We start from the raw sequence: 23,453 nt of genomic DNA on the forward strand, positions 1-23,453 counted from the left end.
ACCGGCCCCTTTCGTCCGGAGCCTAAACCGTCGCGCGCGGCGTGGCGGCTACCTCACCCTGTGGGCGAAGCCGTGAGCGAGGAGAACCATCATGTCGGATCCGTCCCACCGACCCTTCGCACGTCGTACCCTTCGCCGGTTTTCCCGGAACAGCCTGATCGCGCTGGTCAGTTTCGCGCTGCTCGCCGGCAGCCAGGACGCCGGACTGACGGCTGCGGCCGCGGCACCGGATTCCGACCCCGAGATCGCCCTGCGCCGCGACAGGTCCGTTCCCGGCGTCACCGCGCAGCCGGCCGCACGCCCGGCTGACCCGGCGCTGGCTGATGCGAGCCGGAAGCGGACGCCGCAGTTGACGTGGCCGGCGGCCGGCACGGCGGAGGTCGCCGTACCGCGGGTGGGAGACGGCACGAGCCTCGGCCGCTGGAACGCACTGTTGTCGGGGCGCCCGAAGGTCACCAGGCAACGTGCCGGCAACCTGCCGGTCTGGATCGCTCCCGGGACGGATGCCACCCGGAACTGGATGGCAACAGGCAAGACCAGCGGCCCGGCCAAGGTCCGGGTGTCGATCAGTGGTCGTCAGGCAGACGCGCTGGCGATCGAGGTCCGGCGTACCGATGGAGTGAAAGCTGCGGGCACCGTCGGACTGACTCTGGACTACTCCGCCTTCGCCGACACCTACGGCGGCGGCTGGGCGAGCCGGTTGCGCTTGTACGACGTGCGCTCCGGCAAGTCGTTCGCGAGCAGCAATCGGGGCGACGGCACCGTGCAGGCCGAGGTCCCGGCCGACTCGTCGCTGCGGATGGTCGCGGCCGAGTCTGGTGGTGGCGGCGACTACGGGAAAGGTGACCTGTCCGGTGGTGCGGCCAAGTGGACGGTCGGAGGACCGTCGGGGGCGTTCGAGTGGTCGCTGCCGATGGAGGCGCCGCCCGCTATCGGCGGGCCGGAGCCGTCGGTGGCTCTCCAGTATTCGTCGTCCACTCTCGACGGTCTGACCTCGTCGTCGAACAACCAGGTGTCGGCGGTCGGCCAGGGGTTCGACGTGGCCGGCGGCGGTGCCATCGAGCGCCGGTTCAAGAGCTGCTCCAAGGACAAGGGCAACAACGGAACCAAGATCACCGGTGACTTCTGCTTCGCCAGCGAGAACGCGAGCCTGGCGATGACCGGTAAGACCGGCGATCTGTTCCTGGTGTCGAAGACCTCCACCTCGGAGACCTGGCGGTTGCGCGGTGACGACGGCACGGTGGTCGAGAAGCTGTGGGGAGCCGCGAACGGCGACGACGGGATCGCCGCAGCCGAGAAGGGCGAGTACTGGCGGGTCACCACCAAGGAGGGGACCAAGTTCTACTTCGGGCTGAACCGGCTGCCCGGCTGGGCGGCCGGCCGGCCGGAGACGCGCTCCGCGATGACGATGCCGGTGTTCGGCAACCACGCGGGGGAGCAGTGCAACCGGGCCGCTTTCGCCGACTCGTGGTGCCAGCAGGCCTTCCGCTGGAACCTGGACTACGTGGTCGACCGGCACGGCAACACGATGAGCCTGTACTACGACAACGAGACCAACAACTACGCCCGCGCCGTGGTCGCGACCGCGGTCAGCCCCTACGTCCGCGCCAGCAACCTGACCCGGATCGAGTACGGCCAGCGGGACGGTCAGGTCTACACGCAGAACCCGATCGGCAAGGTGTTGTTCACGTTGGCCGAGCGCTGCGAGGGCGCCAACTGTGGTCCGGCCCAGCCGGCGACGTACCCGGACACTCCGTTCGATCTGCGCTGCACGAGTACGACGAACTGCAACAACCACTTCACGCCGACCTTCTGGTCGCAGAAGCGGCTCGCCAGGGTCACCACTCAGGTCTGGCGGGACAGCGGCTTCGCCGACGTACAGACCTGGACCCTTCGGCACGAGTACACCAACGGCGCCGGCAGCGGGCGCGCGCTGTGGCTCGAGGGCGTGACGGCGACCGGCAAGGTGGGCGGCGAGACGCAGATGCCGGAGACGAACTTCGACGGCGTCGGCCTGGACAACCGAGTCGATCCGGCCGACCCGAACCTGCCGAGCATGGTGTGGTTCCGCATCCAGGCCGTCCACTACGGCACCGGCGGCGACCTGGCAGTCAGCTACTCGGGCAAGCAGTGCACCGCCTCGAGTCTGCCGGATCCGGCCAACAACGACCGGCTGTGCCATCCGCAGCGCTGGACTCCACCCGACCAGGGCGAGCGCCAGGACTGGTTCCACAAGTACGTCGTGACCGAGGCGAACGAGCTGGACCGCAGTGCGACGTCCAGCGTGCCCGCCGCGCCGGTCCCGGTAACCAGCAAGGTTGAGTACCTCGGTACGCCGGCCTGGCACTACGACGAGCAGGACGGCCTGGCAGACACCACCAAGCACACCTGGAACCAGTGGCGCGGGTTCGAGCGCGTCCGGCTGCGCAAGGGCGCTGCGAGCCAGCCGCAGTCGGTCACCGAGACGCTGTACTACCGCGGCATGGACGAGGACCGGAAGGCGGACGGCTCCGCACGGGACGTCAAGCTGACCGACTCCACCGGCCTGGCCGTCGATGACACCGACGAGTTCTCCGGCCAGGTGCGTGAGCAGATCACCTACAACGGATCGGCCGTCGTAGACCGGACGGTCAGCGACTACTGGCGTTCCGAGCAGCCCACTGCGGTCGAGTCCCGTCCCTGGGGCACCCGGTACGCGTACCTCACCGGCCAGAAGGGCATCACGCAATACCAGGCCGTCGACGGCGGAGTGCTGCAGGTCGCGAACCGGCAGGAGTACGACGCCAGGGGCCGGCTGCTGTCGAAGCACTTCGCCAACGACGCAGCCACGACAGCCGACGACAGCTGCACCCGCTACGAGTACCTGGACAATCCGGTCACCGGCATCCAGGAGCTTCTCAGCCGCGAGCAGACTGTCGCCGTCGGATGCGGCCAGTCCTACACCAAGGACCAGGTGCTCAGCGACGAACGGATGTACTACGACAACAACACCTCGCCGACCGCGACGCCGACCCGTGGCCTGCCCACGAAGGGGGAGCGGCTGGCCGGCTTCGACAGCAGCGGCAACCCGACGTACGAGACGGTCTTCACGGCGACGTACGACGCCTACGGACGCCGGACCAGCGTCTCGAACGCGGAGAACAAGACGGCGCGGATGGCGTTCTTCCCCGAGTACGGTCCGACCAGCAAGGTCACCGAGACCGCGCCGAACGGCATGCAGTCGTCGGAGGAGTTCGAGCCGGCCTGGGGTGAGCAGATCGCGGCCACCGCACCGGACGGCAAGCGCGCCGAGGTCACCCTCGATCCGCTCGGGCGGACCGCGAAAGTCTGGCATCCGGGCCATTCGCGCGGTTCCGACCCGGCTGACATCGAGTACGAGTACCTGCTTCGCGGCGATGCGTCGTCTGCAGTCGTCACCAGAGCCCGGCTCGGCGCGGGCCGCTACGACGTGACCTACGAGCTGTACGACGGCCTGCAGCGGCTCCGGCAGACGCAGGAGGGGACGCCGGCCGGGGGCCGCCTCGTCACCGACTACCGGTACGACAGCCGGGGCAAGCAGAGCATCGTGTCGGGCGCGTACTTCAACCAGGCCGCGCCGAGCACCGAGATCCTGTACGTCGACGATGCCGTCGTCCCCAAACAAGAAGTCACGGTCTGGGACGGCGCCGATCGTCCGTCCGCGCAGATCTTCCGGTCGGAGGGCCAGGAGAAGTACCGGACCGACCATCAGATGACGGCGACCCGGCAGAGTATCGACCCGCCGCAGGGCCAGGCGCCGACGACGAGGCTCACCGATGCCCGTGGCCGGCTCACCGAGGTGCGCCAGTACCAGGGCGACAGCTGGACGGGGGCCTACGACAGCACCAAGTACACCTACACCGCGCTCGGCCAGCTGGCGTCCCTGACCGATGCCGGGGGCAACGTCTGGAGTTACCGGTACGACCTCCAGGGCCGGCGGATCACCGAGACCGATCCGGATCGCGGCACCACGCGGTACCAGTTCAACGCGGCCGACCAGATCGTCTCGAGCACCGACGCCCGCGGCGTGACGACCGCGTTCACGTACGACGACGTCGGTCGCAAGACCTCGCAGCGCAGCGGATCGCCGACCGGGCCGGTGCAGATCGAGTGGACCTACGACACACTGGCGAAGGGTCGCCCGACCTCAATGACGCGGTACGTCGACGGGAACCCGTACACGACCCGGTTCAGCGGCTACGACGATGCCGGCCGTGCGACCGGCCAGTCCGTGATCCTCCCGGCGTCCGAAGGGGCACTGGCCGGGACGTACACGGTCTCGCAGACCTACACCGACGACGGCAAGATCGCGACCCGCAAGCTCCCCGCGGTCGGCGGTCTGGCCGCGGAGACGCTCTCGACGACCTACAACGACCAGAGTCTGCCGACGGCTTTGAGTAGCGAGCTGGGGACGTACGTCCGCAACAACAGCTACACCCCGTTCGAGGAGACGGACACGCTCACTCTGGGCGAGACGAACGGGCGCTGGGTGCAGCAGCGGTTCGAGTACGAGTACGGCACCCGCAGGCTGAGCCGCGTGGTCACCGACCGGGAGCTGTCACCGCGACGGATCTCGGACACGCAGTACAACTACGACCCGGCGGGCAACGTCACCAAGATCGCTGACACCCCGTCGACCGCCAGCGGCGAGTCGACCGACACCCAGTGCTTCGGATACGACCACCTGCGTCGGCTCACCCGCGCGTGGACGCCCGGATCAGGTGACTGCGCAGCTGCTCCGACTGCGGCCGGTCTGGGTGGGCCAGCGCCGTACTGGCACAGCTGGACGTTCGACAAGGCCGGCAACCGGCAGAGCGAGAAGAAGGTGACGCCGACCGGTGCCACCACGACCAGCACCTACAGCTACGGCGTCGGCAGCTCGGCGAACGCGCTGCAGAGCGTCACGACTGCGGGGCCGGCGGGTACGACGACGAACAACTACACCTACGACGCCACCGGGAACCTGACGTCGCGGACCAGGGGCGGAAGCACCGAGACGCTCAGCTGGACCGCCGACGGCAAACTGGCGGCCACCAGCACAGGGTCGTCGTTCGTGTACGACGGCGACGGCAACCGGATCCTGCGCCGCGACTCCAGCGGGACGACGCTCTACCTCGGCGAGACCGAGCTCCGGCTCGGCAACGACGGCAAGCTGAGCGGCACCCGGTACTACACGTTCGGCGACGACGTGGTCGCGGTCCGGGCGGATGGCAAGCTGAGCTGGTTGCTGGCCGACCTGCACGGGACGCCGAACATCGCGGTGGACGCGGCCAGTCAGACTGTGCAGCGCCGCCGGACCACGCCGTACGGTGACGTTCGCGGCACGGCACCGGTGGACTGGCCCGGGCAGAAGGGATTCCACCGCGGCACCGCCGACCCGGACACCGGATTGGTCCACCTGGGCGCCCGCGAGTACGACCCGTCGCTCGGCCGGTTCATCTCGGTGGACCCGGAGGTCGATCCGGAGGAACCACAGTCGCTGAACGCGTACGCGTACGCGAACAACAGCCCGGTGACCTTCGAGGACGCCGACGGCCGGGCCGCCGTCGTGCTGGTCCCGGTCGCGGTCGGCGTCCTGCTGATCGCTGTGGTGGTCGTCATCGTGGCGATCCTGGTGGCGATGGTGATCGAGCAGCTGGTCCCGGTCATCACCTGGGTGGCTGATCGGGTCTGGAGCTGGCTCGGCTGGGTGCTGAAGGAGGCCGCGCGGGCGATCGTGGTGTGGGTGACGGTGTTCCGCACCGTCCTCAAGGTCGTCATGAAACGGGTGGTGAAGTTCGTGGCCAAGATGGTCGTCAGGATCATCTGGCGGTACAAGAAGGTCGCCGACAAGGTCCGCAAGCCGGTCCGCAAACCGCCGCAGTCGATCAAACCCAAGCCGAACAAGCCGCGGCCGCAGGCGCGGCAGAAACCCTCGGCCGGCGGGAACAAACCCGGGGGAGCCAACCGCCCGGGCGGCAAACCGGACAAGCCGAACCGCGGCAATCCCGGCGAGCGGATCAAGCAGGACCGGGCGCAGCAACGTGAGCAGCAGCGCGCCGAGCAGGAGCGTCGCCTGGAGGAGCTGCGGGAGCAGGTCCGGGACCAGGTGGGCAACCCGCGGCGCGAGGACTGGCGCAACGAGACCGTGGAAGAGGTCAATCCGCATCCGACCAAGTACCCCGACGGCACGTCGAAGTGGAAGGAGCCCTTCAAGGGCGGGGACTTCGGCTCCATGTCCGGAACGAGCGGAGGCTGGAAGGTGATCCTGACCGGCGGCTTCCTGGTCGAGGTCGTGAAGCTGATCAAGTGGTTCGGGAGTGCCGGTGGCTAGGCGGCGCGGTCTGGTGGCCGGCGTCCTCGCACTGCTACTGGCGGTCCCCGCGCTGGGAACCGCCGAGGCGGTCGAGCGGCCTGCGGCCCCGGCCGGCGCGGCGGGTCCTGTCGAGTTGACGCACCTCCGCACCGAGAGCACCGAGGTGTACGCCGAGCCCTCCGGTCTGCACACGCTGGTGGCGCACCCCAGTCCGATCCGCGCCCGCCGGGGGACGGGCTGGGTGCCGATCGACACGACCTTGCGCCGCCATGACGACGGCACGATCCGACCGGGCGCGACCGTGACCGGGCTGACGCTGTCCGGTGGCGGCGACCGGGCGCTCGTCACCCTCACCGATGGGGAGGCGCGGCTGGGTCTCACCTGGCCGGCCACACTCCCGAAGCCGGTGCTGCATGAGGGGACTGCGACGTACCAGGAGGTCTTCCCGGGTGTGGACCTCGGAGTCCGGGCGGAGCCGGACGGATTCGCGCAGTTCCTGGTGGTGAAGAACCGCGCGGCGGCGGCGCGGCTGACGAAGCTCGACTTCGGTCTGACCACCGTCGGCCTGCGGATCGAGGACGGTCCGGCTGGATCGACAGTTGCCGTCGACAACAGAGGACGCCGGGTGTTCAGCGCCGATACTGCGGTGATGTGGGACAGCGCGGCGCGACACGCGACGATGCCGACCAAGCGGTCGGCGGCTGGGCTGACCGTCGTGCCGGATCGGGCTCTACTCACCGCTCCGGCGACTGCCTTCCCGGTCTACATCGACCCGTCGTGGACGGCGGGACACCAGCTGTGGACCCACGTCAACCAGATGGCGCCGAACCAGTCGTACTGGAACTACGACCGGGCCGAAGGCGCGAAGGTCGGACTGTCCTGGGACCTGGCCGTGCGGTACCGGTCGTTCTTCCAGTTCGACACCAGCGCGCTGGCCGGGTCGAAGGTGGTCTCGGCGGCCTTCGACATCGTGCTCGACCACTCGCCGTCGGGCAGCCCGACTCCCGCGGCGCTCTGGCGAACCGGCGCAATCGACGCCGGGCAACCATTGACGTGGAACAACTCCGGCGGTCACTGGGCCGAGGAGCTGGCCCGGGCCAGCGGGAACGCGTGGACAGGTCATCAGCCGGACATGGGTATGCGTTTCACCAGCGACAAGGTCCGGACGATGATCCAGGGGATCGCGACGGCGCGGACGACGAAGGCGACCTTCGGCCTCCGGGCGCCGGACGAGGGCAACAAGTACCAGTGGAAGAAGTTCCACCCCGGCACCGCGGCCCTGGTGGTCCGGTACAACAACGCTCCCAGGCCACCGAGCAAGGTGAACTTCTCCCGGCCACGGCCGTGCGGTACGCCGGACGCGCCGACCGTGGTCAGCGGGCTGGTCCCGCCGTCGTTCTCCGCGGTCGCCAGCGACCCCGACAACGACAACCTCACCACCAAGCTGTCGATCCGCCGGGTGAGCGATGACTCCGTCGTCCACGAGTCGAGCTCGGCCGCGACGACGTCCGGCGCTGCGTTCGCCTGGCCGCAGTTGCCGGCGGGGGCGCTGGCGACCGGCGTCCCGTATTACTACGTTGCCAGCAGCAACGATGGGGTCCCGGACGACGGGATCGAGTTCGGCGCCGAGAGCCCGCGTTGCTACTTCGTACTGGACGCCGAGTCACCGGCGGTCCCGCAGGTGGTCTCGACCGACTTCCCGGCCGACGGTGAGCCGGGCGTTCCGGCCCGGACGACCGGGATCGTGACCGTCCGGCCCGGAGCCGGTGAGAGTGATGTCGCCGAGTATCTGTACGGCTCCCAGCAGGACCGGGTGCTGTCTCGGGTCAAGGCCGGCGCGGACGGGGTGGCCAGCCTGCCGATCACGGTCTGGCCGGACCCGGTCACCGGTGTACCGCAGCAGCGGCTGTACGTCCGTGCGGTCGACCGCGCCGGGAACGCCGGTCCGGTCACCCGCGCGTACGATCTCGTTGCCGCGGACAACGGTGCGGTGATCCCGCGGGTGCGTGGCGATATCAATGGCGACGGCCGGGCGGACCTCAGTGCGGTGCTCGACCACGGCTGGGGACGCACCGCGGTCTGGAACGTGCTGTCCAAGCCCGGCGGGTTGCAGACCGGGACTCTGGCCTGGGACTCGGGGGAGAACGGCGGGTTCGCGCTCTACCGGACCAAGCCGGTGCAGGGCGATTTCGACGGTGACCAGCGGTCCGACACGGTGTTGTTCCGCGAGGAGGCCGGGCGCCGGATCGCGGCGTACCTGCTGAAGTCGGACGGGAACGCCTACAGCGCGAACTCGACCCCGGTCTGGTACTCCGGCTCGGCCGGGTGGCCGTTGAGCGGCGCCCGGATCGTATCCGGTGACGTCAACGGCGATCAGCGCGACGACATCGCCGTCCAGCTCGACAACGGCAACGGCACCTGGCGAGTGCTGCTGTATCCCGGCGGCAATCTGGGAACGCCGGTGCAGTGGGTCACCACGAGCGGCGACTGGTCACGCAGTGCGCCCCTGCTCGCGGACCTGGACGGCGACGGTCTCGACGACCTGGTCGACATGGTGAACCTCGGCAACTGCCGGACGCAGGTCACCGTCCGCAGATCCACGGGGACGTCGTTCAGCGCGACCCCGACCACGGTGTACGACGGATCGGCTTACTGCTGGGAGAAGAGCAAGCCGATCGTTGCCGACGTCAACGGCGACGGGCTGGACGACGTGGTGGCGATGTACGAGCACGGGCCGTCCGATCTGGCCCTCCGCGTGTTCGTGTCGAACCGGACCACTCTGGCCGAGTCGCAGTGGTATCGCGGGGCACTCGATCCGGCCAAGGCGGCGTTGAACGCCGGCGACTACACCGGTGACGGTAAGGGCGACGTCGCGCTCGTGTACGCCTTGGATGGCGGCGGCCGGGACGTACTCACGCTGGTGTCGAACGGGTCCTCGTTCGCCGCGCCGGTCTCGCGCTGGCGCGAGCCGGCGGTCGGCGCGACCACTGGGCCCAAGTTCGACATCGACAACCGGGCGTACGAGCTGGTCGCGCGGCACAGCAGTAAGTGCCTCGACCTGCCGCACGGGAGTCAGACCGACGGTGTGGCCTTCCAGCAGTACCAATGCGTCGGCACGCTCCAGCAGCGGTTCCGGCTCGTGCAGGTCGCCGGCATCGACCAGTTCGAGGTACACACGGTGCACGCGAACGGCGCCGCGATCGACGGTAGGCCGCGGTGCCTGGACGTCGACCGGATGTTGCAGGACGACGACGTCGCCCTGCAACAGACAGCCTGTGCCAACACGGGCAACCAGCAGCTGACCGTGGAATACCTGGAGGGCAGCAGCTACGACACGGTCGTGCGGCTGCGCTTCGCACACAGCGCGAAGTGCGCCGGCGTACGCCAGTCATCGCTAAGCGACGGCGCGGCCGTCGTCCAGCAGTCCTGCTCGGCCGAAGCCAGCCAGCAATGGATCCTGCGCCCGGTCTTCACCGGCCAGACCCTGAGCGGCCGATACCGCGTCGCCTCGGCCCGCGGCGGCAAGGTGCTGGACATCGTCGACTGCGGCACGAACCCGTCCAGCACCGACATCCGGACCTGGGACTGGGTACCGGCAAGCCCCTGCCAACGCTGGCAACTAGTACCAAAGGGCGACGACGTCTACCACCTCTACGACCCGAACTCCCGCACCGACATCGACGTCCAAGGCTGCCCCGGCAACGCCGGCTCCCCAATCGTCCCAGCCACCCCGAACGACACCGCCGACTGCCAGGCCTGGCGCATCGAACCAGCCGCCGACAACACCTGGAGCATCCTCCAAAACACCTCAGGCCGCTCCATGGACGTAGCCGGCTGCAGCGACAAACCCGGCGCCGACGTCATCACCTGGCCCTACTGGAACGGCCCCTGCCAACGCTGGCTCCTAACCCCCATGAACTGAGGTGAGGGACCTGATCAGGTCACGGAGCTCGTCTCCGCGTGGATGGGCCTCGGGGAGGTGATCGAGAGCTTGACGGGCCAGCGCGACGGCTTCCTCGCGCTGGTTCGCTCGGGCTGCGACCCGGGCTTGGACGGCGAGGGCGTCGAAACTGGATCGAGGGGTGCGGAGGCCCTGCAGCCGCTCGAGCGCCTCAGCGGCGTAGAAACGGGCCTTCACATCGTCGTCGAGTCGCTCGTGGAGCTCCGCGAGGTTCACCAGGTTGAGCGCTTCGAGGTACCAGTTGCCCTCCGCGCGAGCCAGGCGGATGGCCAGCTCCACCTGAGGCGCGGCGGCGGTCAGCCGGCCGAGCAGGATGTTCAGCGCGCCGGTCGCCATCGGCAGGTGGACGCGGGGGAGTGGGATCGGTTCGTCGGAGGGCTGGACGAAGCGTGCAGCTGCTGCTTCGGCGAGCGTCAACTCGTCGAGGGCGCCGTCGAGATCTCCGCCGCTCCACAGAACGTGCGCCAGGTTCGCCCGGAATCCCACCTCGGCCGCGACATCACCGCAGTCCTGCGCGATCTGGATCGCGCGCCGGGTGCTGTCCGCCGAGGCCTCGGTCCGGCCCGCGCGGATCTCGGCGACGCCGCGGCAGTTCCAGGCGAGATAGCGCGGCCGCGCCTCGCCCAGGCGTTCGGCAGCATCGACGGCGAGCTCACTGACCTCCACCGCCTCGGCTACCAGGAAGGAGCGGTTCAGGAACTTGTTCAGCCGCCACGGGATGCGCCACGCGTAGTCGTCGAACCCATGGTCGATCGCCAGCTGGATCCATGCCGTGAAGCTGGGGTACTCGGTCCAGAGCCAGGCCATCGCAGCAGCTGAGTCGGCGAACGTCAGCGGCTGATGAGCCGACGACACGAGGTAGCTGCGGCTCTCGGTGGTATCCGCCGCGAGCGCGGCGTTCTGCACGCTGTGGAGGTACCACTCGACCGCTCGTCCGACGGCGGCTCGGCGTTCCGTTTGTGTGTCGAGCTGCAGCGTCAGCTCAGCCGCGTAGACGCGTACCAGGTCGTGCCACTGGAACAGGCCCCGCCGAGTCTGGCTCACGAGGTTCCCGGCGCTCAGCTGGTCCAACCGGCGGCGTGCCTCGAGTACGTCGCTGTCGAGCAAGGCACTAGCCGTCTGCACGGTGATGGGGATTCCCGGCAGCAGGCCGAGCAGTCTGAAGAGCCGGGCGGTCTCTGGCTCCAGAGCCTGATAGGACCAGGACAGCACTCGCCGTAGGTCGCCCTGGTCGTCGTCCGGATCCGCGAAGACATCCAGCGCTTGCTTGTCGTCGCGAAGGGCGCTGACCAGTTCGGTGAGCGGGCGCTGCGGCATCCTGCGGGCCGACTCGGCGGCCACGGCGAGCGCGAGCGGCAGACCGCCGCAGATGTCGGCCAGCTCGGCGACAGCGGTGGACTCCGCGGCGACGCGGTCCGCTCCGACCGCCGCAGTCAGCAGCTCGACGGCATGCGTCGTCGGCATCGGTTCGACCGTGAGACCGGATGCGCCGGCCGTCGACCCGAGCGATCGCAGCTGGTTCCGGCTGGTGACGACCACCATGCTGCCTGAGGACGGCAACAAGGCCCGGACCTGTTCGGCGTTGCGGGCGTTGTCGATGAGCAGGAGCATTCGCCGTTCGGCGGCCAGCGTCCTGAACAGCGACGTCCGCTCGGCCGTGTCGGCCGGGATCTGGTCCGGCGCGACCTGCAGGGATCGAAGAAAGGCGAGCAGCGCTGCTCCGGCCGGCAGTGGAGTCTCGGCGGCGAACCCGCGCAGATCGACGAACAACTGACCATCGGGGAAACGGTCCCGGACGCGGTGCGCCCAGCGGACTGCGAGTGAGGTCTTGCCGATCCCACCGGGACCGGTGATGGTGACGATCGTCGGAGCATCGGTGGCGGAGTCGTCGAGCAGCTCGTCCAGCCGGCGCAGTTCGTCGGCCCGGCCGGTGAAGCGACGCAAGTCCGGTGGGAGCTGCCGCGGCGGACCGATCTCCACCGCGGTCGGCGGCGCGGTGACGACCGGCTGGGCGGTTCTGGTGGCGATCAGTCGCGCGAACTCCTGCTGGAGTGCCGGCGCCGGGTCAATCCCCAGCTCGTCGGCGATCAGGGTCCGGACCGTGTCGTAGCGCTCGAGCGCCTCCGCGGTCCGGCCGGTCAGCCGGAGAACCGCGATCAGCCTCGTCCAGAGTGGTTCCCGCAGGGGATGCCGGCTGACCAGATCCTGCAGTTCGGTGGGCAGCCCGCCGTAGCGTTCGTTGGCCAGGTCGAGATCGATGCGTTGTTCAATGGCGGACAGGTAGGTCTCGGTGAGCCGCGCAGCCTCTCCGGAGGTGAGCCAGTCGGACGCGGCGGTGCCGGCGAACGGCGCGTCCCGCCAAAGCCCGGCGGCAGTCTCGAGGAGTGTCCGCTGCGCCGCCTCATCGGTCTCGGACTGCGCCCGCCGGACCAGATTCACCAGCCGGACGGCGTCCACTCGGTCAGGCTCGATCCGCAGCCGGTACCCGGCGGCGTGGGTCTCCAGCACAGCGTCGCCAAGATGCTGCCGCAGCCGGGCGACATAGGTGTGCAACGACTCCTTGGCCCGGCGGGGCGGCTCGTCACCCCACAACCGGTCCGCGATCACATCCACCGGGACCGGCCGATCGGCCGACAGCGCCAGGATGGTCACCAGCGCGCCCAGCCGACGCCCGGGCAGCCGCACCAGTTCTCCACCCCGGCTGATCTCGATCGGACCGAGCAGCCGGATCTCCAGCACGTGCACCCCCCGTCGCCGCCTGTTTCGACGGTAACGGGTCAGTGGTCCAACAACGCGCTTTCGATCCGGCCCCAAGGCCTCGGCAGTCGCCGTCAGCGGATCCCGGACGGGGGAAACCTCAGCGTGATCTCCACCGCTGCCAACCGAGCTTGATCCCGAGACCGACGACGGCCACAACAGTGACGGCTACTCCACCGGGATCCGCCGGGCCCGAGATTCCAGTTGGGGTCACCGGCGAGCTCGAAACATCCTGGGTCGTCGTTGCGATGGTCTCCTTGACAGCTTTCGCGTTGTTCTCCGCTCGCGTGCGTTCGTCTCTGATGTTGTTGGCGACGTCCTGGGTCTGTTCCTCGACGCTCTCGGCCTGTTGCCCGCCGGGTGGCAGGTCGTCGTCCGCCTTCCGGCCGGCTTTCAGCGCGCCGGCGGTTGCGGACTTTCGCTTGAGATGATGCGTCACCGCGCCCCAGGCCTTCTTGACCGCGCCGATCAGCTCGCCGACGCGGAAGAGTTTGGACCAGGGGATCACGTTGATCACCATCGAGATACACGACCCGAGGTTGCCGCGGCCGAAACAGCCCTTGATGTCCTCGATGCCCAGGAACTCCGACAGGATCGCGCCGCCGGCCTCGATCACGACGTCGAAGACGGACTTCTGCTCGAGCTTCTTCGCCTCTTCGTACTCCTCGGGCGTGTACCCCGCCGCCCGGATCTTGCGCTCCCACTCCTGCTTGCGTTTCTTGGCCTCGGTCTTGCGCTTGACCTTCGACTTCCACTTCGCCTTCTGCGAGGGCGACAGGAACTTGTTCGCGTTGGACTCGCTCAGCAGCGACCCGTCGGCGTTGTGCAGCACGTTGTCGTAGCCGTAGGCGTCCGACGGGCAGCCGCAGTCCGGGAACAGCCCGTCGGGATCGCTCAGCGTCGCCGGGTTGTTGTTGCTGTACGCGTACCCGTTCATCTGCTGTGGGTCGTGGTGGTCGATGATCGGATCGACCGAGATGAACCGGCCGAGCGCGGCGTCGTACGAGCGTGCTCCCAGCCGGGTCAGCCCGATCGACGAGTCGATGGTTCCGCCGACGAAGCCGCGCTCGTCGGGCCAGGCGGCCGGTGCGGCGCCCCGTACGTCGCCGAACGGCGTGAACCGCCGGCTGGTCACCGCGAGCGTGTCCGCCCGGATCATCGACGTCGCGGTGCTGTGATGGTCCTCGACCTGCCAGAACAGCTCGGCGCCGGACCGTACTGCGACGACTGTCTCGCCGTGCGCGTAGAACCGGGTACCGGTCACCGTGCCGGTCGCGCGGTTGAGCTCGAACTCCTGAGCGCCCAGGGTCAAGGTGGTCGAGTCCGGATCGCGGCGGAGCAGCCGCTCGCCGTCCGCGTCGTACGCGATCGTGGTGGTCGCGCCGCCCGGCGCGGTCGACGAGCTGAGCCGGCCGGCCGGATCCCAGCCCAGCGATTGCGTCGCCCCGGCCTGCTTGCGCTCTTGCTGATTCCCGGTCGCGTCGTAGCGGAAGGAGTCAGTCTTCGACCCACCCGGGCCGGACGTCGTGACCGAGGTCAGCGCGTGCGGCTGTGGTTGCCCCGCGTCCGGGTAGGTGTAGACGCGAGTGGTGTCGGCCGCGCCGCCGAGCCCGTGCAGCGTTTCGCCGGTGCGGTTCCCGGTGGTGTCGTAGCCGTACGACGTCCAGTACGCCGAAGCGCCGCCGATCGTCGCCGGCGTCGGTGCCGCCGCGCAGGCCGCGGTCGACGTCCAGGCCTCGACCATGCGGGACAGGTAGTCGTGGTCGAAGCACTGGATGTCGGAGACGCCGCCTTCGGGCCGGTCGGCGATCGACGTGACGTTGCCGGCGGTGTCGTAGGTGTAGTGGAAGTCGCTGACCTGATCACCCGGGCTTCGTTCGCGTTCGGTCTGCGCACGTTGCAGCCGCCGGGTCGCGGGGTCGTACGTGCGCGAGCTCCACACCTTCGAACCGGCCTCGCCCATCGACAGGAACGACGGCTCGCCGAATCGCGTGTACCACGTATCGGTGACGTAGGCCGACTTACCGCCGAGCGTCCGGACCAGGCCGAGATCGTCATAGGTGTAGGTGAGCGTCTCGGCCGCGAGATTGCCCGTGCCGGGCAGGCGTAACGAGGCTGGGCTGCCGTCCGGCCGGTACGTCATGCTGGTGACGTACTCGCCCTGGAGCGCGCCCTCCACCGAGGGAATGGTGACCTTTTCTCCCAGCGGCCGGTTCGTCGCGGCCTCGTACTCGGTGACTTCGGTCTTGTAGGGATGACCGTTCTCGTACCGCGTGCTCGAGACGGGAAGTCCCGGGCGCAGGCTGTCGTACTTCCACTCCGCACGGACCGGTCCGGTCGCCGACCCGAGCAGCTCCTTGGTCTTGCGGCCGATCGCGTCGTACTCGAAGGCGAGAGTCTGTCCGCGTGCGTCAGTTGTCGTCAGCAGTTGCCCGGCGGCGTCGTAGGTCGAGGTCGAGGCCCCGCGGTCCGGGTCCTGCACGGCCACCCGGCGTCCGCGCAGGTCGTAGGTGTAGCGCCACTGGTTGCCGGCCGGGTCTGTGACGGTCGCGAGCTGCCCGCTCTTTGCGTAGGTGTACGTCGTGATGTCGGCGGGACCGTCCGGTGTCGGACCCCGGTGCTGATGGAGCGCGCGGACGCGGCCGTCGGCGTCGGAGTACGTCGTGGTCGCCGTGCCGCCGGGCGGCGGGGTGACCTTCGTGTGGTCACCTCGGTGTTCGCTGGTTGACTCCCACTGCGGGACGTTGTTCGACCGGAAGGCGGTCTTGATCTCTCGCCCGGCGCCGTCGTACGTCGTGATCGTCTGGCTCGGGATGTTGTTGTCACCGGCCGCGACCAGGGACGTGCCCGGAACTCCCTCGGCGTAGTACTGGCCGTTGTCCTTGGCAACCATGCCGCGTGAGTCGTAGACGGTGTCGGTGATCGCTCGCCCGGCGAGGCGGCCGTCCGTGCCCCAGCCGGGAGACTGGGTCTGTCTGGGCCGGAGGAAGCCGTCGTACAAGGCGTGGCTGGTGACGTAGTTGCCGTTGGCTCGCAACGTTTCGGTCGAGACGGCGCTCGGCCCGGTGTTGCGCATCAGATAGGCGTACCGCAGATTCGCGCCGTCATTGCGATCCTTGGAGCGCCCGGGCAGCCAGGTGCCGGTGATACGTCCGAGCCCGTCGTACGCGAACTCGGTGACGCCGCCCGCCGGATCGGTGGACTTGATCGGCTCGGACCAGGCCGGCGCGAGCTCGGTCGTCGTCTCCTGGCCGAGGGGGTTCTTGACGGCGATCTTCGTGGTCAGGCCCGCGGCCTCGGTGTAGGTCGTCGTGGTCTTGCGATCGAGCGCGTCGTAGGTGTCGCGCGGCCGGCCGTAGTCGTCGTACGACGTCCTGGTCGACTGGGCGTAGACCGGTTGGCTCTGGTTGTGGTCGGCGAGCTGCTCGACTCTCGTCACGTTGCCCTTGGACGGGAGTGCGTCCAGTGCGGTGCTGCCGTCGTAGTACGTTCGGACGTCGGAGACCGCGTCCTTGGGGAACACCGCAGTTGCCGAACACGAGGTGGCGACGGTCTGCGTACGTTTCGGCAAGGTGAGCAGCGACGCTGTCGGATTGTGTGCGTACCAGGTGCGGGTGCACTCGTCGTCCGTGCTTGTGGCGAGGTCGCCCTTGTCGTCGATCTGAGTGACCTGACCGTACTCGTCGTACGAGCGGGTCACCTGGCTCTTGCGCCAGCCGCCGTTCGGCAGGGCGGTCCGGTCGAGTACACCGCCGGTCTCGACCATGTAGGCCTTGAGCGCACCTTGCGTCGTCGTCGGCCCACGTTGCCAGTAGTCGGTGATCGCGCTGCCGACGACCGCGCCTCCGACTCCGTTGTAGGTGATCTTCTCGCGGACCAGGCCGTTGAGCTGGTCGTCGTCGAGCACCGCGCCGCCGTTGCTGTCGACGAGCGAGACCGGCGGGCGGGTTCCGCCGGTGGGGTTCAGCCGATCACCGTTCATGCCTCGGTGGTAGAGGTACTCGGCTTTGGACTCCGGCGTGCCGGGTTCGGCCGGATTGCCGTGCCGGACCACGACCCGCGCGTAGCCTCGCCATTCGGACCACGTGCGTCTCTTCGGTTCGACCAGTTCGTTGTCGGCGTAGCGCCAGGCGGCATTGCCGAGGTAGTCGTACGACGTGACCTCGCTCGGCGAGCCGCCGACGAGATCCTGCTGTACGACGCTGGCCACGACGTACTTGTGCATCCAGTCGTCGAAGGGCAAACCGCCCTCAGGCGCCCAGTGGACAGGGAAGCAGCGCAACGAGTTCTGCTCCGGCTTGGGCAGCGCCGTCGGTACGCAGTTCGTGGGGTGGTAGTTGACGGTGACGTAGCCGCCGAACTCGTTCTTGATGCCGGTGATGCGGTACTTCGGCATCGGCGGCGCCGTGTCGGAGTTCGAGTTGACGCGGTTCTCCATCGCCTGGCCGTAGAACGTCACGGCCGGCACGGACTGCCGCTGGCCGACCAGGCCGGCATGACCGATCTGGGTGAGCCACAATGCCGCCCGCGAGCCGTCGCCGGGCGCGGGGAAGCTGTGGCTGAACGTCCATTCGTCCACGGCCTGGGCTCCGGCGTACGTGGTGATCTTGACCAGTCGCTTCGTCGTCCAGAACGTCGGCGACACCACGGTGCTACAGGTCGCCGTCTTGCATTCCAGATCGAACGGGACGTCGGGGTAGTCCGTCGGCTTGTGCTGCGCACACGTGGTGGTCAAGCAGCGTTCGGCGGTGTCGAAGACGACCTTCGCGGGCCCGCCGCTGGGATAGCGGGTCCCTGCCCTGGTGCCGAACTCGGCACGCAGAAGCACCCCGCCCCGGTCGTACTCGGTCGCCGTCTTGCCGTTGTTGAGCCCGTACTTGTTCTTGTCCTTCTGGTAGTAGTAGCTGACGGTGTTGCCGTGTTTGTCGACGACGTAGTCCAGGTTCCAGCGGTACGCCTGCCGGCACATCGAGGCCGCGAACGCCGGTTCGTAGCACGGTTCTCCGGCGTGGTTGCCGAAGACGGGAGCGGCCCAGGCCGAGTTGGTCGGCGTCTGCCCGTCGGGCAACTGGTGCAGACCGAAGAAGTACTGCGTACCGTCCGGCGAAGTGGCCTTCCAGTACTCCTTGTCCTCGTCGCCGTTGTCGGCCGTGCCGTGGAGACGCTCGACCTTCGTGCCGTCGTCCTTCGCCAAGCGGTAGGTGCTGGTGCTGCCGACGCGCACGAGCTGTCCGGAATGACCGGCCAAGGACATCGTCGCGTTGTCGGAGAACCAGCACTGGTCCCCGGTGGGCTGGGTGCCGTTGTTGCCCTTGTCGTCGGAGCAGCTCTTGTACGAGCGCTCGATCGAACCGGACCAAAGATCGAAGCCTTCGCCCAGCCAGGAGGGCTGGTTGTTGGTGGACGCGGTCCGTCCGTCGACCGCACCGGACGAGTACGAAACGCTCAGCTGCGGCGACAGCGCGCCGGGAGTCTCGGGGACACGGAGTGGGTAGCTCCAGTTGAACTCGCCGGTCTGGCCTGAGGCTTGCCAGGTTCCGGTCAGCGCGAGGGGAGTGGCGCCGTGGTCGCCCTTCCCGCCGGAGACTCCCGCGGTGACGGCGTACGTCGTGTCCTGCGCCGAGGCCGTCACCTGCGCCGTCAACGTGCTCGCCGTCCGATCGTTCACGCTGCGAAGGCTGGTGAAGGGCAGCCGAGCGATCTGCAGCCGGTCGCTCCAGTTCGCGCCGAACGCATGACGGATGGACGAGTAGTCGACAGTGAGCTCGACCGGCGAGGAAGCGGCGACGTTGTCGGTACGGCGTACCCGAAGCAGCAGGCCGTTGACTCCGGCCGCGCGTGCTGCCTTCTGGTCGAGCAACTCGACTCGGACCGACGCCGGGGGCACCTTGCCACGAGCCGTCGTCGTCCGCGCCAGCCGGACCGGTAGCCCACCGGCCTGAGCGGTCGTCGAGATCGTCCGGGTGTTACCGAGATCGACCTCGGCAACACCCGGAGCGGGCCAGAGGACCTCCGGCGCCGCACCTGACTCGGGTGCGGCGCTGGACGGCTGCGCCTTGACCGGCACTGGGGTGACTGGGACCGGCTTGTCGAACGCGGGGGTGTTCGGCACCACCGGTTTGGCGGCGGCCGGCGCGGCTGACACCTGTGGGACCAAGGTTGCCACCAGCACGACGCTGAGGCCGACGGCGAGCCAGCGGGTCAGGGCTCGACGGACAGCAGAGCGATGCATCGCCATCACAGGATCTCCTTGCGTGGTGGAAACTAGCGACGGGTGATGACGTAGCCGAGCGGCCGCTGAACGGTCTCGCCCTCACATTGCGCGTCGAGCGAGGTGAATCGGTCGCCGGTGGCCGTGACCGCGCAGGCGAACAGGCGGCTGGACTCCCGCGCGAAGGCGGGCGGTTCCGGCCAGGCGTCACCGATCCAGTGGCGCTTCGTCTTCCCCTCGCAGGTGGCGTCGTCGGTGACGAACTCGTCGGCGCCGTCGGCACACGAGTACAGCGCGACGCCGTCGGCAAGAGGCATCATCGTCACGATCCCTTGCGCGCCTTCCGGCCGGTAGCCGGGGCCGGCGGCGGCCGTGGTCGTCGTCCGTTCGTTGGAGCCGTGGCCCTGTTCGTAGCGGATCAGCTGCCGGTAGGCCGCGGCATGTCCGAGCAGTCCCTCGAAGACGTGCTGCTCGCCTTCGCAGCCTTCGTCCGTCGTGTTGAAGTGATCGCCCGTCGCCGGTACCACGCATCGGTAGATCGGGATCGTCGGGAGATCAGCGGGCGGGTTCTTGTAGAGCAGGCCGATCTCGCCGAGATTCGTACGTCCCTCACAGGCGGGATCCGCGGAGGAGAACTGCCCCTTGTCGTACCGGCAGGAGTAGATCATCCGGGTGTCGGGTTCGCCCTCTTCCGCGGGCATCCCGAGCACCCCTTCGAACCGCATGTCCGGGGGGACGGGGCCGGTGGTGAAGAAGTGCCCGGCGCCGTCCCGGCTGACGTAACGGCTGAACTGACCGGCGTAGACATTGAGACGTGCGGTGACCGGGCTCAACGCGTCTGCCTGGATCTGCTCCCTGGTCAGCACCCCGGCGTACACATGCAGGTCGTCGACCGCGCCGTCGAACCGGGACACGGCGGCCTTGTTCTGCTTGGCCCGCCCGACTACCAGATTGCCGCCGACGTGCGCACTCGGGCGTCCCGCGACGACGTGCTCGACGCCGTCCACGTAAAGCCGCAACTCACCCTTGGCCGCGTCGTAGACCGCACTCAGGTGCGTCCACTCACCGGCTCGCGCCGCGGCGGCGGACTGCACGGTGATCCAGGCCGGTGCGGCCGAGTCCGCAGGGGAGAGGAACACCGCCCATCGTCCGGCCGCCTGCCCTGCGGTTGGTATGTACTGCAAGGAGAAGCCGGACGACAGCGGACCGTCCTGACTGACGATGGTCTGCGCCTTCGTGCTGGTCGCGTCCAGCATCGCGCGTGCCGTCACCGTGAAGCTCCGGTCTGTGCGCACGGCCTGCGCGGCGGTCGGGACTTCGCCGGCGATGCCGTCGAGCACCACCGCGCCGTCGCCGACGGTACCGAGACCCCAGGTAGCACCGGTCACGAGTTTGCCGTTCCGGTAGTTGCCGGAGACATCGTTGACCGCCGTCCCGGAGCCCTCGTCGAACGGCAGGAACACCTCCTCGGACGACGGTGTGTTGGCGAGCGTGCCGATCTCACGGTCGGCGAGCATGCGGTCGAAGACCCGTACGTCGTCCACGGAGCCCGGCCAGAAATCGACCTGCTGCCCGTTCCACATCGAACGACCGATCGTCAGCGGCCCGGTCGCCGTGAACCCGCCGGGGTGCGTCCCCGATGCCGCCAGGGCGCCGTTGACGTACAGGCGGAGCTGCTGTGCGCCGGCGTCGTAGACACCGGCGAGATGCGTCCAGACGCCGAGCTGAACGCTCGAAGGCGACACCACGCGGTCGTGCCGGGCACCGCCGCCGGCGACATCGGAGGCGAACATCGCGAACGCCCAATTGCCCTGCGGGGTCGCCTGAAGCTGGAAGCCCGGGGTGCTCTTGCTGTCCATCGAGACCACCGAGGGGTATCCGGCCAGCCGGTCCATGCGCGCCCAGGCTGTGACCGAGAACGTGCCGGCGGTGTCGACCGGCGGGCCGCCGGTCGTTGTCACCGATTCCGTGCTCACGAACCGCAGTCCGTCACCGTCGCGTCCCGCGATCCACCGGGAGCCGCCGCCAGGCTCCATCCCGCTGACCACTCCGTGGCGGCCGCCACCCGTGACGTCGGGCGCCGATGGGGTGAAGCGCCCGCCTTCCAGCGGCCAGTGCCCAACCGGCGGTGGAGTCGCCGAGCCGACCCGGAACCGGAAGCCTCCGGGGAACCAGCCGCCGTCGGGATTCGGCAACTGGTACGGGGCGGAGACGTTGAGCGCACGATCGACCGCACGCACATAGAGCTCGTTGGGCCCGTCGCGCGGCGGGGTCGCGCGGACGATCGCGGTCCCGTTCGTGGCGCGGACGAACGACGGCGACGTCAGATCGACGATCGGCAGATCCTGGAAGTTCAGGCTCCACTGGAAGCCGATGATGTCCGGGTCGGACGACGTGACCTGGAACGCGCCGGTCTTTCCCACGTAGCCGGCGATCTGGCCTTCTGGGTAGTCGGTCGACGTCAGTCCCGGCCGCCCCGGGGGCCGGCTGTCGACCGTCAGTCCGCACCACTGCGCCCAGGCGCTCCACACGAGCTGCCCCTGGTACGAGATGCCATCCGTTGCGCGCACTCGCCAGCCGATCCGGCTGCCGTCCTGGAACTGACCGGCCGGGATCGTCGCCGATGCCACAGTGCCGTGGGCATGTGGTTTGGTGGTCACCCGGCCGACGGCGCCGGTGCCCCAGTTGTGCCACTCGAACTCGAGGCTGACGTTCTGGCGGTCGGGGTCGGAGACCTGAGCCTGCAGAGTCGGTGTGGCGGAGTACGTGAAGGCCTTACCCGGGTCGTCGGCGCACCCCAGGCCAGGACCCTGCGCGGCCTTGGCCCGGAGGCCGGTCGGCTTCGTCGCCGGCCAGTTGTACTGCACGACCAGGCCCGCCGCGTCGAACCTCTTCCACTGGTTACGGTCACTCTCGTTGACCGCCTTCGCCATAAAGGTCGCGTGCGCCGAACCTGCCGCCAGCTTGTCGACGATCGACTGCCGGGCCGGGATACCGACATTGTTCGGCGGGCACGACGCGCTGTACCCGTGCGCGACGTTGGGGACCGCCAGCGGCCCCACCCAGCCGGCCGGCTGACTGTTCCACGTAGTACCCGGCCCGATCGAGTTCGTCTGCCAGACCTCGAACGGCCTCGGCGTACAGCTGGGGGAGTAGGCCAGGTGCAGGTTCAGCTCGGCGCCGTGGATCTGAGCTCCGCGGAGCGCGGTGATGTCGAACTGCCAGAACGACCGGGCCGTTCCGATCCCGGCGCAGCCGTCCCAGCCGCAGTAACCGACCTTGCCGAGCGGATCGTCGTTCGAGCCGTTCCAGTACGACATCCCCGGATGTCCGGAGAACACCTTGGTCCAGCCGGCGCCCGGCGGGAAGAAGTTGGGGTCGATCCGGATCGGAAACCTCGCCTCCGGATCGGTGAGGAGGCTCCGGTCCGGTACGACAGTCAGCTGGGAGTCGCCGAGTTCGACCCGGCCGACCGCCCGGCGGGCGCCGGACGCCGAAGCCTGCTCGCTCTGCATGCTCGCCGGATCGGGCGAATCCCACATGTTCGGCTTCGACGCCGCGAACACGGTCTTGCCGGCGGCGTCCTTGACCGACAACCCGAACTTGTCGCTGGAGACGGCCAGACCCGCCGTCCGTAGTCCGAAGCCGAGCCGCGCCAACCGCTCGCTCCGCGCCGCAGCCGGTGTCTTCACCACGAGAACCTGCAGAAAGCCCTGGGCCACGGCAGTCAGCTCAAGATCAACGCCCGGCAGAACCTCGCGGTACGTGGCGACGTTCTTGTCCAGGCTCGGCACCGGCAACCGCCCAGGCCACGTCAGCTCGAGCCGCCGATCCCCGTCGCCGAGGCGGACCATCGCCCCGCCTCCACCACCCGAAAAGACAACCGGTGTTGCGCTCGCACCGGGCGCGACCGAACCGTCAGCCTGTCTCCGCAAGCTGGTGTCGATCGCAACCCAACGTCCACCCCGCTTGACGCGCTCAGGCTCCGCACTGAGCTCCATCGCGAACATCCCGTTCGGCTGCGCAAACACCTGCCGCGACTCGCCCCGCTGGCCAACCACCTCAACCCGCTGCCCACTCTGCCGAGCCCGAGCAACCGCCGCGAACTGCTCATCCTGCGGCCCATACCCCGTCCCGCCACTCACCTGAGCCGCACCCGCGCCCCCACCACCCGGCTCCACAGCCGCCAATCCACCCGTCAAGCCCAACGC

At 68.9% G+C, this 23,453-nt stretch carries 5 protein-coding genes; 2 read left to right on the forward strand and 3 right to left on the reverse strand.

Annotation, left to right across the window (positions count from 1 at the left end; genetic code table 11):
- Positions 1–91 precede the first annotated feature (91 nt).
- On the forward strand, positions 92–6,331 hold the full coding sequence (locus ACZ6ZD_RS26915; RefSeq protein ID WP_465676689.1) for an RHS repeat domain-containing protein: 6,240 nt from the start codon (positions 92–94) through the stop codon (positions 6,329–6,331).
- Positions 6,324–10,235, forward strand: a complete 3,912-nt coding sequence (locus tag ACZ6ZD_RS26920; protein WP_465676690.1) for an RICIN domain-containing protein — start codon at positions 6,324–6,326, stop codon at positions 10,233–10,235. The genes ACZ6ZD_RS26915 and ACZ6ZD_RS26920 overlap by 8 nt, the downstream gene beginning before the upstream one ends.
- Here ACZ6ZD_RS26920 and ACZ6ZD_RS26925 read toward each other — a convergent pair.
- The 3 genes from ACZ6ZD_RS26925 to ACZ6ZD_RS26935 form a co-directional block, all read right to left on the reverse strand.
- On the reverse strand, positions 10,218–13,013 hold the full coding sequence (locus tag ACZ6ZD_RS26925) for an AfsR/SARP family transcriptional regulator (protein WP_465676691.1): 2,796 nt from the start codon (positions 13,011–13,013) through the stop codon (positions 10,218–10,220). The genes ACZ6ZD_RS26920 and ACZ6ZD_RS26925 overlap by 18 nt on opposite strands.
- Before the next feature lie 118 nt (positions 13,014–13,131).
- Positions 13,132–19,269: an RHS repeat domain-containing protein gene (locus ACZ6ZD_RS26930; RefSeq protein ID WP_465676692.1), complete on the reverse strand. Its 6,138-nt coding sequence runs from the start codon at positions 19,267–19,269 to the stop codon at positions 13,132–13,134.
- 26 nt (positions 19,270–19,295) lie between these two features.
- The gene (locus tag ACZ6ZD_RS26935; RefSeq protein WP_465676693.1) at positions 19,296–23,096 is read right to left on the reverse strand and encodes a LamG-like jellyroll fold domain-containing protein; all 3,801 of its coding nucleotides are present in this window, start codon (positions 23,094–23,096) and stop codon (positions 19,296–19,298) included.
- Positions 23,097–23,453 lie beyond the last annotated feature (357 nt).

Source organism: Kribbella sp. NPDC104218, assembly GCF_055584105.1.

Bases quoted from the DNA above. Each gene is read 5' to 3' on its own strand.
- ACZ6ZD_RS26915 (WP_465676689.1), top strand. From the start codon at position 92: ATGTCGGATCCGTCCCACCGACCCTTCGCACGTCGTACCCTTCGCCGG.
- ACZ6ZD_RS26930 (WP_465676692.1), bottom strand. From the start codon at position 19,269: ATGGCGATGCATCGCTCTGCTGTCCGTCGAGCCCTGACCCGCTGGCTC.
- ACZ6ZD_RS26935 (WP_465676693.1), bottom strand. From the start codon at position 23,096: ATGGTCCGCCTCGGCGACGGGGATCGGCGGCTCGAGCTGACGTGGCCT.